This window comes from Limnohabitans sp. Rim47 (assembly GCF_001517545.1).
Taxonomy (GTDB): Bacteria; Pseudomonadota; Gammaproteobacteria; order Burkholderiales; family Burkholderiaceae_C; genus Limnohabitans_A.
Genome location: NZ_FBYA01000002.1, coordinates 171,762 through 185,549, shown reverse-complemented (window position 1 = coordinate 185,549; position 13,788 = coordinate 171,762). Strand labels below are relative to the sequence as shown.

Annotated in this window: 11 protein-coding genes; 6 read left to right on the top strand and 5 right to left on the bottom strand. The window is 55.8% G+C overall.

What is annotated here, in order from left to right; all coding sequences use genetic code 11:
- Positions 1 to 13: 13 nt before the first annotated feature.
- On the bottom strand, positions 14 to 676 hold the full coding sequence (locus tag BN3544_RS05795) for an ABC transporter ATP-binding protein (RefSeq protein ID WP_036075650.1): 663 nt from the start codon (positions 674 to 676) through the stop codon (positions 14 to 16).
- 176 nt (positions 677 to 852) lie between these two features.
- Between BN3544_RS05795 and BN3544_RS05790 the strand changes: the two genes are divergently transcribed.
- From BN3544_RS05790 to BN3544_RS05780, 3 genes are all read left to right on the top strand, one after another.
- Positions 853 to 2,922 (top strand): IGHMBP2 family helicase, encoded by a 2,070-nt coding sequence (locus BN3544_RS05790; RefSeq protein ID WP_059355981.1) that lies wholly within the window; start codon positions 853 to 855, stop codon positions 2,920 to 2,922.
- A gap of 184 nt (positions 2,923 to 3,106) precedes the next feature.
- Positions 3,107 to 4,294 (top strand): Fic family protein, encoded by a 1,188-nt coding sequence (locus tag BN3544_RS05785; protein ID WP_019429474.1) that lies wholly within the window; start codon positions 3,107 to 3,109, stop codon positions 4,292 to 4,294.
- Between the two features lie 158 nt (positions 4,295 to 4,452).
- Positions 4,453 to 4,716, top strand: coding sequence for a C-terminal helicase domain-containing protein (locus BN3544_RS05780; RefSeq protein ID WP_231733904.1), 264 nt, complete (start codon positions 4,453 to 4,455; stop codon positions 4,714 to 4,716).
- A gap of 4 nt (positions 4,717 to 4,720) precedes the next feature.
- Here BN3544_RS05780 and BN3544_RS05775 read toward each other — a convergent pair whose 3' ends face one another.
- A complete protein-coding gene (locus BN3544_RS05775) occupies positions 4,721 to 6,406 on the bottom strand; it encodes an AAA family ATPase (protein ID WP_019429476.1) in 1,686 nt (561 codons plus the stop codon).
- Positions 6,407 to 6,428: 22 nt separating this feature from the next.
- Positions 6,429 to 9,269: a DNA methyltransferase gene (locus tag BN3544_RS05770; protein WP_019429477.1), complete on the bottom strand. Its 2,841-nt coding sequence runs from the start codon at positions 9,267 to 9,269 to the stop codon at positions 6,429 to 6,431.
- 315 nt (positions 9,270 to 9,584) lie between these two features.
- On the opposite strand from BN3544_RS05770, the gene BN3544_RS05765 reads away from it, so the two are divergent.
- A complete protein-coding gene (locus BN3544_RS05765; RefSeq protein WP_019429478.1) occupies positions 9,585 to 10,991 on the top strand; it encodes a Fic family protein in 1,407 nt (468 codons plus the stop codon).
- 74 nt (positions 10,992 to 11,065) lie between these two features.
- Here BN3544_RS05765 and BN3544_RS05760 read toward each other — a convergent pair whose 3' ends face one another.
- Both BN3544_RS05760 and BN3544_RS05755 read right to left on the bottom strand, forming a co-directional pair.
- Positions 11,066 to 12,118, bottom strand: a complete 1,053-nt coding sequence (locus BN3544_RS05760; protein WP_019429479.1) for a histone deacetylase family protein — start codon at positions 12,116 to 12,118, stop codon at positions 11,066 to 11,068.
- 133 nt (positions 12,119 to 12,251) lie between these two features.
- Positions 12,252 to 13,106, bottom strand: a complete 855-nt coding sequence (locus BN3544_RS05755; protein ID WP_026036557.1) for an enoyl-CoA hydratase-related protein — start codon at positions 13,104 to 13,106, stop codon at positions 12,252 to 12,254.
- Between the two features lie 100 nt (positions 13,107 to 13,206).
- Here BN3544_RS05755 and BN3544_RS05750 point away from each other — a divergent pair, with 100 nt between their 5' ends.
- Together BN3544_RS05750 and BN3544_RS05745 are read left to right on the top strand one after the other, a co-directional pair.
- Entirely contained in the window at positions 13,207 to 13,509 is a 303-nt protein-coding gene (locus BN3544_RS05750) for a BrnT family toxin (protein WP_019429481.1), read from the top strand.
- Positions 13,490 to 13,774: a BrnA antitoxin family protein gene (locus BN3544_RS05745; protein ID WP_019429482.1), complete on the top strand. Its 285-nt coding sequence runs from the start codon at positions 13,490 to 13,492 to the stop codon at positions 13,772 to 13,774. The genes BN3544_RS05750 and BN3544_RS05745 overlap by 20 nt, the downstream gene beginning before the upstream one ends.
- Positions 13,775 to 13,788: the final 14 nt, after the last annotated feature.

Sequence of the window (13,788 nt, the reverse complement as noted above, 5' to 3'; positions counted from 1 at the left end):
TGGCCTCTCAAGCTCAACACACCAAGCCTTGTTTGGTCAGTCGCAGCGTTCTGTCCATGGCCCGTGCAGCCTCATCAGAATGGGTGACCATGACCAAACTCGTCCGGCGCTCTCGGCACAAGCCAGTCAGCAGGGCCAGCGACTTGGCAGCGGTGTCGGTGTCCAGATTGCCGGTCGGCTCGTCGGCAAACACCACTTGGGGCCGATGCACCAGCGCACGCGCCAGTGCGACGCGTTGCTGTTCACCACCCGACAAACGGGTGGGCTTGGCGTCTAGCCGTGTGGCCAAGCCCAGGTCGCCCAACAGTTCCCGTGCCAACTTGGCAGCGTCCTGACCAGACGCTCCGCCCAACAGACAAGGCACCATGACGTTTTGAAGTGCTGACAAATGCGGCAGCAGGTGAAACGCCTGAAATACAAAGCCCATGTCTGTTTGACGACAAGCGCGCCGCTGCTCAGCCGTCCATGCAGAAGTGGGCTCGCCAGACCAATGCACTTCGCCATGGGTCGGGACTTCGAGCCCCGCCATGATGTTCAACAACGTGGATTTGCCGCAGCCCGACGTGCCTTGAATGGCCACATGCTCATCCAGCGCCAAGTCAAACGACAGGCCTTCAAAAAGCCATTCGCCGGGCAGGTGGGCGTGCCCCACAGAAATTAAACTTAAAACAGACATGAATCAAAGCCGGAGTGCGTGAGGTGTGAATGCGGGGTGCCGATGGTGTGATGCTTTTTCAATTGTGTCGGTAATTGTGATTTGCCACGCCAAGCTCTGCCCAATGGGCCTGACAGTCAGCCCACTTTGTGGGTTTAGGTAGGATCTGGGCGCAGCACTCCACCCACGGCTATTTAATGAAGCCCCCAGACACCGAATTTCCTGTTCTTCTAGGCCTTGCCCCCACCGCCCCTTGCGCTGTTCAACAAGAGTTACGCCATGTGCGTGCACTCATGCAATTGGAGCAAAAGGAAGACCAAGCGCAATTCAAACTCAAAAACGCCAGTGCCAGCATCAAAGAGCGCCGCAGGCGTGGCTTGACCTGGTACCCCGTCACCATCACCCAAGAAGACATCGGTTTTGGGGGCAAAGTGGTGCTGGAGCTAGAGCGTCCGGCGCATCGGCAAGACCTGCATTTGTTTCAGGTGGGTAAAAACGCTTGTGTGTTCAGCAATGCGCCCGCCTACTCAGGGCCTGACCGGCCCGTGCTGAGCGGCGTGGTAACCAGCGTGCGGCGCAACAAACTGCTGTTTGCCACGACCAAAGAGTCGCTGCCCGATTGGGTGCTGGAGGGCAGCACGCTCGGCATTGACCTCACTTTTGACGAGGTGAGCTACCGCGAGATGCACCAAGCGCTGGGCGACGTCATGGGCGCACACGGCAACCGCTTGGCCGAACTGCGCGACGTGCTGCTGGGGGCCAGGCAGGCCAGCTTTCGCGAGCCCAAAGCCGACGACCTGTTTTACCCGAGTGCACTCAACGATTCGCAGCTGACGGCTGTGCGCCATGTGATCGCGGCGCAAGACGTGGCCATCATCCACGGCCCGCCCGGCACAGGCAAAACCACCACGCTGGTGCAGGCCATTTTGGAAACCATACGGCGCGAGCGGCGCGTGCTGGTGTGCGCCCCCTCCAACACGGCCGTAGACCTGCTGACAGAAAAGTTGGCCGAGCGCGGTGTGAATGTGATCCGCATGGGCAACCCCAGCCGCGTGTCAGACCTGCTGCTCAAGCACACGCTCGACGCCGGGGTGATGGCCCACGCCAGCTACGCCAAGATGCACGCGATGCGCCAAACCGCTGAACAGCACCGCGAGACGGCCAGTGAACTGTCCAAAGAAGGCGTTCGCAATTTTGGTTTTGAGGGGCGGCAACACCGCCAATGGCTGCGCGAAGAAGCACGCAGGCTGCGCCAAGCCGCCGACGATTTAGAGCGCTTTATGACCGAGGACGTGCTCGAATCGGTGCAGGTCATTACCTGCACGCTGGTGGGTGCCAGCCACCGGCACATTCGCCACCTGAGCTTTGAGACTGTCTTTATTGACGAAGCCGCCCAGGCCCTGGAGCCGGGTTGCTGGATTCCGATTGCCAAGGGCCAGCGCATTGTTTTGGCGGGCGACCACCACCAGTTGCCGCCCACCGTGAAAAGCGAAAAAGCCGCCCGCGAAGGCCTGCGCGAAACCCTGTTTGAAAAGTGCATCCAGCGGCAGCCACAAACGGCCCGCATGCTCACCGTGCAATACCGCATGCACGCGCACATCATGGGCTTCAGCTCCGAGAAGTTTTATGGCGGCCAACTGGTGGCGCACCCCAGCGTGCGCCATGCCGACTTGGCCGCATATGACCCGCGCTTTAATGCCCCGCGTTTTAATGACCCACGCTTTGCACCCGACCTGCCTGTGGAATTCATCGACACGGCGGGCTGCGGTTATCAAGAACTGGCCATTCCCGAAAGCCGCTCAACCGCCAACCCCGAAGAAGCCCACCTGCTGCTGGAGCGCCTGGCGCAGCTGCTGGCCCAAACGCAGGCACCCGGCGAACCCACCGACCCAGATCAGCGCCCGCTGACCATTGGCGTGATCGCGCCGTACCGCGCCCAAATCAACTATTTGAAAGACGCCATCGAAGACAGCGAAGTGCTGAATGGTTTGCTGCTGCAACGCAGGCTCAGCGTGGGCACCGTCGATTCGTTTCAGGGCCAAGAGCGCGACATCATTGCCATCACCCTGACACGCAGCAACCCCCAAGGCGAGATCGGCTTCCTGTCTGACATACGCCGCATGAACGTGGGCATGACCCGCGCACGGCGCAAGCTGCTGCTGGTGGGCGATTCGTCCACGCTTTGCAGCCATCCGTTTTTTGGGGAGTTGTTGGCTTATGTGAAGGGGGTGGGGGGCTATCGCATGGCCCAAACAGTCGTTGGATAGATGGCCCGTTCGACTTTTTAGGCCATCCAGTCTTCAAGTTTCAAGCTCGGCACCCGCTTAAAGTGCCGTGTGTTGTGGCTCACCAAGGGCAGGCCAAGTCAAAAACCCACAGCTGCATTGGTCTTGACACCGCGCACGATGCGATTTTCATTCCATTCAAATCATATATTGATATGATTAAGCCATGAAATCATATCAACGTTGGATTTGGCAGCTGCCAGAGTGGCCAGCATTGGCGTTCGACGCGCAGCGAATCCAGGCGCCATTGGCGGCCGCAAGAACATTCCAAGGATTTCTACTTGGCAAAGCGGAGGCGATTGGCCTGGAAGGGCTGCAGCCCCACATCCGTGACTCGTTGACGCAAGAGGCATTGACCACCTCTGCGATTGAAGGCGAAAAGCTGGACCCTGAAAGTGTTCGCTCCTCCGTCGCCCGGCGCTTGGGGCTCGACACGTCGGGTGCCCCCGTGCGCGAAGGCAGGCGCAACATCGAGGGACTGATCGATGTGTTGCAAGACGCCACCCTCAACACTGACGCACCCTTGACGCTCGAGCGCCTGTGCAGTTGGCACGGGGCGCTTTTCCCCACGGGTTTTTCGGGCATGCAGCGCATCGATGTGGGCGCTCTGCGTTCTGTGCCCATGGAGATCGTCAGTGGGGCCGTGGGCCACAGCAAGGTGCATTACGCCGCGCCACCCGCTGAAGGTCTAGCCGAGCAGATGGACGCTTTTTTGAACTGGTTCAACCAAACCCAGCCCAAAGTCGGGCCGCAGCCCATGGACGGCTTGGTGCGTGCCGCAGTCTCGCATCTGTGGTTCGAGACGCTGCATCCTTTTGACGATGGCAACGGGCGCCTTGGCCGGGCCATCTTGCAACTGGCACTGGGCCAAGACATGGGCCAGCCTGGGCGAATCGTGACACTGTCGCGGCAAATCGAGTCGTGCAAAGACCAGTATTACCGCGAGCTAGAGCGGGCACAACGCTCTAAAAGCATGGACGTGACGGCATGGGTCGAATGGATGCTGGCGCAAATTGATCTGGCCAACGAATTCGCCAACCGCACCATTGATTCCGCCATTCAACGCATTCGGTTTCAGGCCCAAATGTCATCGGTCACTCTCAATGAGCGACAGCAAAAAACAATGAAGAAGCTTCTGGATGCTGGCCCCAAAGGTTACGAAGGCGGCATGACCACGCGCAAGCACGAGCGGATTGCGCAAACCTCCACACCCACCGCAGCCCGAGACCTCATCGATCTGGAACGGCTTGGGCTGCTCACCCGATGCGGTGACGGCCGTTCGACACGGTATTACCCCGCGATAGAAGGCTGGGCCGAGGACGATGCCAAATTGGGAAAATCCAGCCGGACTTGAGGCCAAAGACACAAAGCGTGGTGGCACGCATCGAAAGTGGCAGGGGCGCGCCATCGATGCGAACAGCCCAACTCTTTGCCAGTGCCGTGTGAGTGCGTGCTGTGGTGCGCATGGGGCCTTTGACGGCAGCATGCCAGCGGCTGCAATGCAGGCGCAGCGTGGACACCGTAGATTCGTTTCAGGGCCAAGAGCGCGACATCATGGCCATCACCTTGACGCGCAGCAACCCCCAAGGCGAGATCGGCTTCCTGTCTGATGACATCCGCCTCATGAACGTGGGCATGACCCGCGCACGGCGCAAGCTGCTGCTGGTGGGCGATTCGTCCACGCTTTGCAGGCATCCGTTTTTTGTGGAGTTGTTGGCTTATGTGACGGGGGTGGGGGGCTACCGGACATCGCATCAGATTGGCAAACAGACTTGATAATTTATAACTTGCTTAATTCCCGAACTTTAGTGATGAAGGGTTGAAAATTCAAAAAGTCTTCTGCTTTTGAATTTTGAAGTACATGGCTCTCAAAGTCTCGTTTTCGTGTTTCATCAAAATTTTCTCTTACTGTGCCTTGCGATGATGTGATTCTTGTTAGAAATGGTTCAAATAGATAATTTGGCAAAAGATTCTCTATGCCTTTTGTGGTGTATTTGTTGTCTGGGTTTCTTGAAAAAATAAATGGATGAGTAGAATTTTCATCTTGTAATTTGTTTGTAATATCTTTGGCGTCGCAATCCCAGACAAAGAGAACTTTATTTTTGTGCGTAACGCGCACAAAAAAATCAAATACTGTTTTCAATTGAGACTTTCCAGTCATTGATTCAAGCCCTTCAATGATCTTAACTTCGTGCTCAAGATTTTCAAGTTCAAGTACTTTTTGTAAAATAATTGTGTTATTTCCTTCTGTGAAAATATTAATTTTGTTTATAGCTACTTGATCAAATAGTAAAATTCCCTCATTGAGGGTGGCAAACCCTTCTGTCAAAATTGATAATGCTGAGTGCCTATCTCTTTTTTCTATTCTGTTGTTGCCTGCACGATTCATGACGTAAATAGATTCTTCAGGACAGAGTGCAATTGTTGAAGGTGAATGAGTAACTAGGATAACTTTTACATTGCTCTTTAGGAACACCGCATGAATTACATTCAACATATTTTTAATCATTGATGGGTGCAAAGAGGCATCCAATTCATCCAGCAAAAGTACATTAGGAAAGTACTGATCAGATTTTGATTTATAAATAGATGCCACTAAAGCCATCAAAATGCGCTCACCTGATGACAAACTGCTAAAATCAACTTGAAGATTAGGATTCTCAGTGTGAATCAGTTTTAATATAAAGTTTTCGCGAATATCAATGCCTTCTGGAGAATTTATTCTGTAATTCAGAGTATTAAAAGATTCGAGTATCCTGTTTAGTATCTCCCATGGTTTTTCGCCATGCTGTTTGATGAACTCGCTCTCAGTAAAAACTCTGTGGTTTGCTTTTCTTTTTTCATTACGGAATTGCGAAAATTCATTTTGTTCATATTTGACGTGATAATCCCAAATTACTTTCCCTATCATTGCAGGTAAAAAGTCTTGCTTGGTCATAAAAGGTTTGTACCGTGCTTTAAACTCCTCTTCGTTGACTTCATCAATGCTGTAAGGTAGCGTTTTAATCATTGCCAAGATGGCAATCACATAGGGGTGTTGGCCTATTTGAAAATGGTTTTTCACCTGTTGTATGTATGCCTCGGGTAGCTCATTACACGCCCATAGGGGAATATTTTTAATCTCGCATTGCTCTATTAGTTTTTCGTACGTATCACCAATGGATTGCTTCCACGTATGCAGTTGCTGCGCAACTTGTTGTTGGAAAAAATTCCAAGCTTGATCTGCCTCTTGATAGATTTGTTGTGCGTTGTGGTGACTTTCATTTTCAAGTCGGAAGTTTTCGAAATTGAATCTGGCAATTTTCAGCTCGTAAGTGTTATCAATAATTACTTGCTTTGATTCAATGGCTTCAAGTAGTTGACTTTTCCCAGAGCCGTTAAGACCTGTCAAAACAATGAAGTCTGGTGCATTAATTTCATTAAAAAATTCAATAGATTTATATTGTGATTGAAATGTGATTTTCATTTTTATGTCTTTTTGGAATTGATTAGGTTTTTCGCTGGCTAGATCTAGGCTTTAACTGTTGTAATTTTTTTACGGTACGTGTGATGGGCAGCAAGCTGGTGATGCGTTGGTACAGCTCGAAGAGGAAGGCCACGCGTTCGGCGTCGGAGGCGTAGGTCTTTTTTCCGCCGCTGGGTTGGTAGGCGGTGTCTACGGCGGTGTCTAGTTTTTGGTGGGCCTTGAGCAGGGCCGGGGGCATGGTCAGCGGGTCGTAGAGGTCGGCCAGTGACGAGCTTGCAAATTGGGTGCGGGCGTCGAGCACGCATTGGGCGGCTTGTTCGATGGCGGTGCGGTGTTTGTCGCTGAGCGCTTCGCCAGCGAAGCCGGGCCAGGGGTAGTTGTTGTAGACGATGCTGGCGGAATAGCTGTAATCACTTTTTAGTCGACCACAGGTGTAACGCATCCAAGCGTTGTGCATCGTGCTGCAAAGGACACCAAACTGGAAAAGTGTGCCATCAGGAATGGTTTGAATTTTGTTGCTTGGAACAATATCGGAACTTAAAAAACCGATAGGTATGAATTTGCGACGTTCTGACGAAACTTCGGGAATTGCAATGAAGTTCTTTTTGGGTTGACGAAGCTCCCCAAAAATTGAAGGCGCATCAGCCAGTTGAACGGTGGCAGTTTTGGTGCTGGCCAAGCGCATGGCTTTGACTGCCTGCACTCGCTTCATCACTTCTGGCATGGCGCGTAGTTCGTTGGGCGGGCAGTCCACCAGCCACAAGCACCAGCGTGCCGTGCTGTTGATGAACTCTTCCGAGCCTAAAAATGGGCGTATCCATTGAGCAGCTTGTGGCTCTGCGGCCAGCAGGGCCGCTTTGTCTTCATCGTCCAGCAGCAAGTTGCCCCCATCGGTGGGTTTGCTGCCATTGGTCATTTCTGGCACAGCGCAAATGGGCGTGCGGCGTTTGTTCAGAAAAACATCCGGCGCATCCACCAAATACGCATTGATGCGCTTAACAGGCACGGCATGCGGCAGGCCTTTGATGTCTTCGTATTCGTAAATGGTTTTGACGGCTTGGTTCTCGGGGCCAAAGCCTACGATCACGCAATGCACGGCGGCTTTGCCGCTGGCCTCGTTGCTCCACTGAAAGGTGCGATGTGCAAAGTGGGTGTGCATGCCCAGGCGCTGCATCTCGCCCCACAGCACGGCCACTTGTTCGCCTTGCGTGATGCTGTTGGTCGATACAAAGGCGCATAGGGGCATGGATGCCGGTTCAAGCCCGGCATGACACGGGGTTGCTGGCCTTGTGTAACGGGCGGCCAGCACGTACCAGCCGCACACAAAGTCCAGATCACCCGCGCCGTGTATGCCGTGCAGCACCGCAGCCAGGTCGGCTTTTTGTTCTTTGCTTTGGTAGGTCTTGCCTAAAAACGGTGGATTGCCCAGCACATAACTGCACCGCTCTGCAGGCAGCACTTCGCTCCAGTCCAGCCGCAGCGCGTTGGCGTGTCGGATGCCGGGTGAACTTTTGAGCGGGATGCGGGCAAAGTACAGACCAAACTCCACGCTCACGCGCAGGTTCATTTGGTGGTCCACCAGCCACAGGGCCACTTGGGCAATTTGGGCCGGGAATTCTTCGATCTCGATGCCAAAGAATTGGTCCACGTTCACGCCGATCAGGCCATGCACGTCCACCGCCAGTTGGCCTTTGTGGGCGCTGAGCTCGTTGTCGGCACGCAGCACCTTCAGTTCCAGCTCGCGCAGTTCGCGGTAGCTGATGACCAAAAAGTTGCCGCACCCACAGGCGGGGTCAAAAAACGTCAGCTGTCGCAGTTTTTTGTGAAACTCAAACAGCTTGTTGCGATGGCCTTTCACACGCTCAAACTCGGCGTGCAGTTCATCTAAAAACAGGGGCTTGATGAGCTTGAGGATGTTGGCCTCAGACGTGTAGTGCGCGCCCAGGTTGCGGCGGGCTTTTTCGTCCATGATGCTCTGAAACAAGCTGCCAAAAATGGCCGGGCTGATGGCCGACCAGTCGAGCCCGCAGGCGTCCAGCAGGGCTTCGCGCATGGCGGTGCTGAAGTCGGCCATGGGCAGGGTTTCTTCAAACAGGCGGCCGTTGATGTAGGCGAATTGGCCCAGTTGTTCGTCGGTGTTTTTGTTGCGCTGGCTTTCGTGCGTGTTGAGCACCTGAAACAGTTGCCCCAAGCGCGGGCCTAGGTCTGAACCGTCGGGCGCGGTGCGTTCTTCGACAAAGTCTCTGAACGATTGCGCGGGCTGAAAAATGCCGGTGTCGTCGGCAAACAAACAAAACAACAAACGCACCAGCAGCACCTCGAGCGCGTGGCCGCTGTAGCCACTGTCTTTGAGGGCGTCGTGCAGGCGGCCCAGCGCCATCGCGGCTTTGATGTTGACCGGGTTTTCGGCCTGGATGTCTTGCACCTTGTAGCCCGCCAGCAGGCCAAAATGTTTGATGTGTTTGTGCAGGTGCCGCAGCTCAAACGCCATCGTCTCGCCCGTGGCCAGGCGGTGCACCCGAAAGTGGGCAAAGTCACACACGATCACCAACTGCGGCAGGTCACGCTCGACCAGGTTGTGCAGGTAGCCAATGGCTTGGTCCATGGCGGCATCCAGGCTTTTGCCGCGCGATTTGTGTTCGACCAACAGGACGCCAGGCCAAAACAGGTCCATAAAGCCTTGGGCACCGCCTAATTTTTTGACGTGCAACTCGAACGTGGCGACTCGTTTGTTGGTGATGCCAAAGATTTCAAAGAAGTCGATCCAGAAGGGCTTGGCTTCGCTGTCTTCATTGCTGGCGTCGGCCCAGGTCTTGCTAAAAAGCAATGCTCTGGATTTGATTTCGTTCCAATTAAGACCCATTAAGTGCTCGCAAAGTGAGCTTGGATCGTATATGAAAGTTTTAGGTTTTTGTTTGGGGTGACACCTCGGTTGTATTTATTGATCTGTCCCTGTGAGGTTTGCAGATGTCAGGGACACGTTGTTGCCGTGGTTGGGGGATGGATCCCGGGTCTTCGCCCGGGATGACAGACGTTTACTTTTGCTCGGGATGGCAGGCATTTACTTTTGCTTGGGATGACAGGCATTTACTTTTGCCTAGGATGGCAGGCATTTGCCTGTCGCTCGGGATGACTGGCATTTGCTAATTTGGCGCGATTGTTTAAAATCGCGCCAATCATGTCAGATTTCAACACTCAACTTTTGATCGCTATTCAGGCCCAACCAGATGGCTTGTCACTTGTGGAGGCCCTTGCAAAATGGCCTGATGTACCGCGCCGCAGCTTGCAAAGAGCTTTGGCAAACTGGGTGGTTGAAGGCGAAATCGCGCCAGTTGGCAAGGCTCGTGCTACCCGTTATGTCGCCAAATTGAAAATCGCGCCAAAAGTACTGGCTTATCCCTTACCCACTCCAGCGGGGCTGTCAGAGTCGTCCGCTTGGCGTGCCGAAGAAGAACTCTCCACCGGGCAGTGGCCTTTGTCGCCCGACAGCCAAGACATCCGGGCCTATCTGGCCCAGCCGTGGGGCACGCGGCAACCGGTGGGCTACAACTCCGAGTTTTTGCAGTCCTACCAGCCCAACGTTACGTTTTATCTGCCTCAGCCTGTGCGGGCGCAGTTGCACCGCATGGGCCGCACCGGGCAAAGTCCTCAGCCCGCAGGCACTTATGGCCGCGCTGTGCTCGACCGTTTGCTGATCGATTTGTCTTGGGCGTCCAGCCACTTGGAGGGCAACACCTATTCGCGGCTCGACACACAAGCCCTGATCGCTAACGGCCAGCAGGCGCAAGGCCACGGCGTAACCGAAACGCAGATGATCTTGAACCACAAGGCCGCCATCGAGCTGGTGATGGACAACGTGGACGCGACGCAAATGAGCCGTTATTTGCTGATGAACCTGCACAGCGCCTTGTCAGAAAACCTGCTTGAAAGCCCCGAAGACGAAGGCCGCCTGCGTGTGCACCCGGTGCAGATCGGGCAGAGCCTTTACCGGCCACCCACCGGGCAAACGCTGCTCGGTACCCTGGTTGACGAAGTGATCGCCAAATTCAACGCGATCGAAGACCCGTTTGAGCAGTCGTTTTTTGCCATGGTGCACTTGCCTTATTTGCAGCCCTTTGCTGATTGCAACAAGCGCACCTCGCGTCTGCTTGCCAACTGGCCGCTGCTGCGCGCCAACCTCTGCCCGCTCACGTTTTTGGGTGTGTCACAAGCTTGGTACACCAGCGCCATGCTGGGCGTTTATGAAATGAACCGGGTTGAGCTGCTGCGCGATCTGTTCATGTGGGCCTATGAGCGCTCGACCAAGGAATACCTGACGGCCCGCTCGGGTGTGGTGGAGCCCGATTTGCTGCGGCTGACCTACCGCGATGCCATCAAAAAGATCGTCAAAGCCGTGGTGCAAAACCCCGAGCAAGACCCGTTGGCGCTGGTGGCAAGCCAAGTGGCCCTGGCCGCACCTGGACCGGACCGCGAAGACGTGCGTGCACTGGTTATCCAAGAGCTGCGGCGTTTGCACGAAGGTGTGCTGGCCCGTTATGGCCTGCGCCCCGCAGAGCTGGAGCGCTGGCGCAGCATTCAGGGCTGAAGCCAGCCAATCAGTTGTTGCATGGATGTGGGAGGCTGCCCCTGCGGCCGAATGTCTTTGGCCGCAAGCCGATTTCAGCGGCCCAATCCTTCCAGCACATTCACCGTGTTCACCCCCACCTCGGCCACGGCATAGCCGCCTTCAAACGTCAGCACCGTCGGCAGCCCCAATTGCGCAATGGCTTGCCCCAGCTTCAGGTAATCGGCACTGCGCAGCTTGAAGCCCGAGATCGGGTCGCCCTCAAACGTGTCCAGCCCCAGCGGCACCACCAGCGCTTGCGGCGCAAAGTCGCTGACCGCTTGCATGGCGGTTTGCAGCGTGGCCCACCAGACTTCAAAGCCGGTGCCGCGTGGCAAAGGCAGGTTCAGGTTAAAGCCCTCTCCAGCCCCCGCGCCGCGCTCGTCGGCATGGCCTAAAAAGAACGGGTATTCGGTGCGGGGATCGCCGTGAACCGAGGCGGTGAACACATCGCCTCGCTCATAAAAAATGGTCTGCGTGCCGTTGCCGTGGTGATAGTCCACATCCAGCACGGCCACGCGCTGCAGCCCGCCGTCGCGCAGGGCTTGCGCGGCCACGGCGGCGTTGTTGATGAAGCAATAACCGCCCATGTAGTTCGGCCCAGCATGGTGGCCCGGTGGGCGGGTCAGTGCCATGGCGAATCGATCACCCGCCAGCACCGCTTGCGCAGCCGCCAGTGCGCAGGCCGCGCCCTCGCGTGCGGCGGCCCAGCTGCCTGCCATCAAGGGTGTGCCCGAGTCAAACGCGTATTGCCCCAGCCGCGCCGCAAAGTTGAGCGGCGGCACATCGGTGCGAAAGCCGTGTTTTGACGCCAGCGGCCAGACCGAGGGCAGGGCGTCTACCGCCGCATTGGCCGGGTCCAGCGCCACCCAGTCGCGCCAAGCGCGCGCCAAAAAGTCCAAGTAGTCGGCGCTGTGCACTCGGCGCAAAGCCGCGTCCAGCGGCAGGTCGGCCGCAGGCTGCACCAAACTGCCCACGGGCCGCCGCGCCAGTTCATCCAGCACATGCTGCAAGCGCTGCGGCACTTCGTGGCAATCGACCAAGCGGCCACGGAACATTTCTTGGCGGCCTGCGTGCTCGGCGTGTTGGGTGTTGTGGAAGATTTTCATGGGCTGACGGTTGCCACCTGGAATGTGACTGATTTTCAGGCTTTGGGTTTTGAGTTATTTGATCCGTTTGCGGCTGAGTAAGCGGTCAGTTTTAGAAGGCTTGGAGCGGTCCATCAAAAGTGATGATCCAGCATCACCCAAACTCCCGAAACCCTTTGAGCGCTGGCAGTGGCGCAAAGTTGGCCTCGCGCTTTTGCTGAAACGCACTGATGGCCTCGCGCACATTGGCGTTGCTCCAGATCGCGCCTTGCAGCCAGCCCATGTGGCGCAGGCTGTCTTCAGTGCTGTGGTCGCGGGCGTAGTGCAGCACTTGCTTGGTGCCCCAGATGGCCACGGGTGGTTTGCTGGCAATCTCTTTGGCCGCTTGCAGGGCGGCGGCCACGGCGGCCTCGTGGGTGGGCAGCACCTCGTTGACCAAGCCATAGGCCAGCGCTTTGTCGGCACCGAGGCGTCGGCCTGTGTAGGCCAGTTCTTTGACGAGCGCCATGGGCAGCAGCTTGGGCAGGCGCTGCAAGGTGCCCACATCGGCCACCATGCCGATATTGATTTCCTGGATGCAGAAGAACGCATCGGCCGAGGCATAGCGCATGCAGCAAGCCGTCACCATGTCCACCGCGCCGCCAATGCAGCCGCCGTGGATGGCCGCGATCACCGGGATGCGCAGTTCTTCGAGCAGGGTAAAGGTGCGCTGCATGTCGGTCAGCAGGTCGTACACAGCCGAGCGGCCTTCGGCACTGGTGTCGTCCATTTGAATAGCGCTGCCAAAGGTTTGCAGGTCCATGCCCGCGCTGAAGTGTTTGCCCGTGCTCGAGATCACCAGCGCCCGTGCAGTGCCCGCTTTGTGGATGTCGGTCAGCACCTCGTGCAGCTCGCGCCAAAAAGTGGGGTGCATGGTGTTCATCGCCTCGGGGCGGTTCATCACCAAGTGCGCGACGTACTGGTCAGTCGTTAGAGCAAAGCAGTTGAGTTTGTTTGTGGGGTGTCTCATCTGGGTCAATGTAGCGGCTGGCAGATGGCGTTGCTGTCGCGGCTTTGACCTTGTCTGATCAGGCTCGTCAGGTTTTGTAAATGATAGTAATATACAAATCATGATTGATTTCTCAACCATCGTCGGCTTCGAATGGGATGCAGGCAACGAGCGAAAGAATGACAAACATAGCGTCAGTACGGCAGAGGCTGAGCAGGTTTTCTTCAATGCGCCTTTGCTTTTTTTGAACGATGTGGCGCACAGTGAGAGTGAAGCCCGGCTTCACGCGTTGGGCATGACGGACGAAGGTCGGCGCTTGCACATCACCTTCACTTTGCGCCGATCAGGCGAGTTAATTCGCGTGATTTCAGCACGGAACATGCACAGAAAGGAGCGCAGTTTTTATGAACAAGCAGACAGCTAAGCAACCGATTCCCAAATTCAAGACAGAGGCACAAGAGCGCGCTTACTGGGAGTCAGATACAAAAGGTCAAGACTCCACCGTGCATGTGGACTGGACAAAGGCGCAAAAAGTGAAATTACCCAACTTGCGCCCCACCACCAAGACCATTTCATTGCGACTGCCCCAGCATTTGCTTGACAGCATCAAGGTCGCTGCCAACGCACGGGATGTGCCTTATCAGTCGCTCATCAAGGTCTGGCTGCAGGAGAAGTTGCACAGCCATTGACAGGTTTGGCGGCC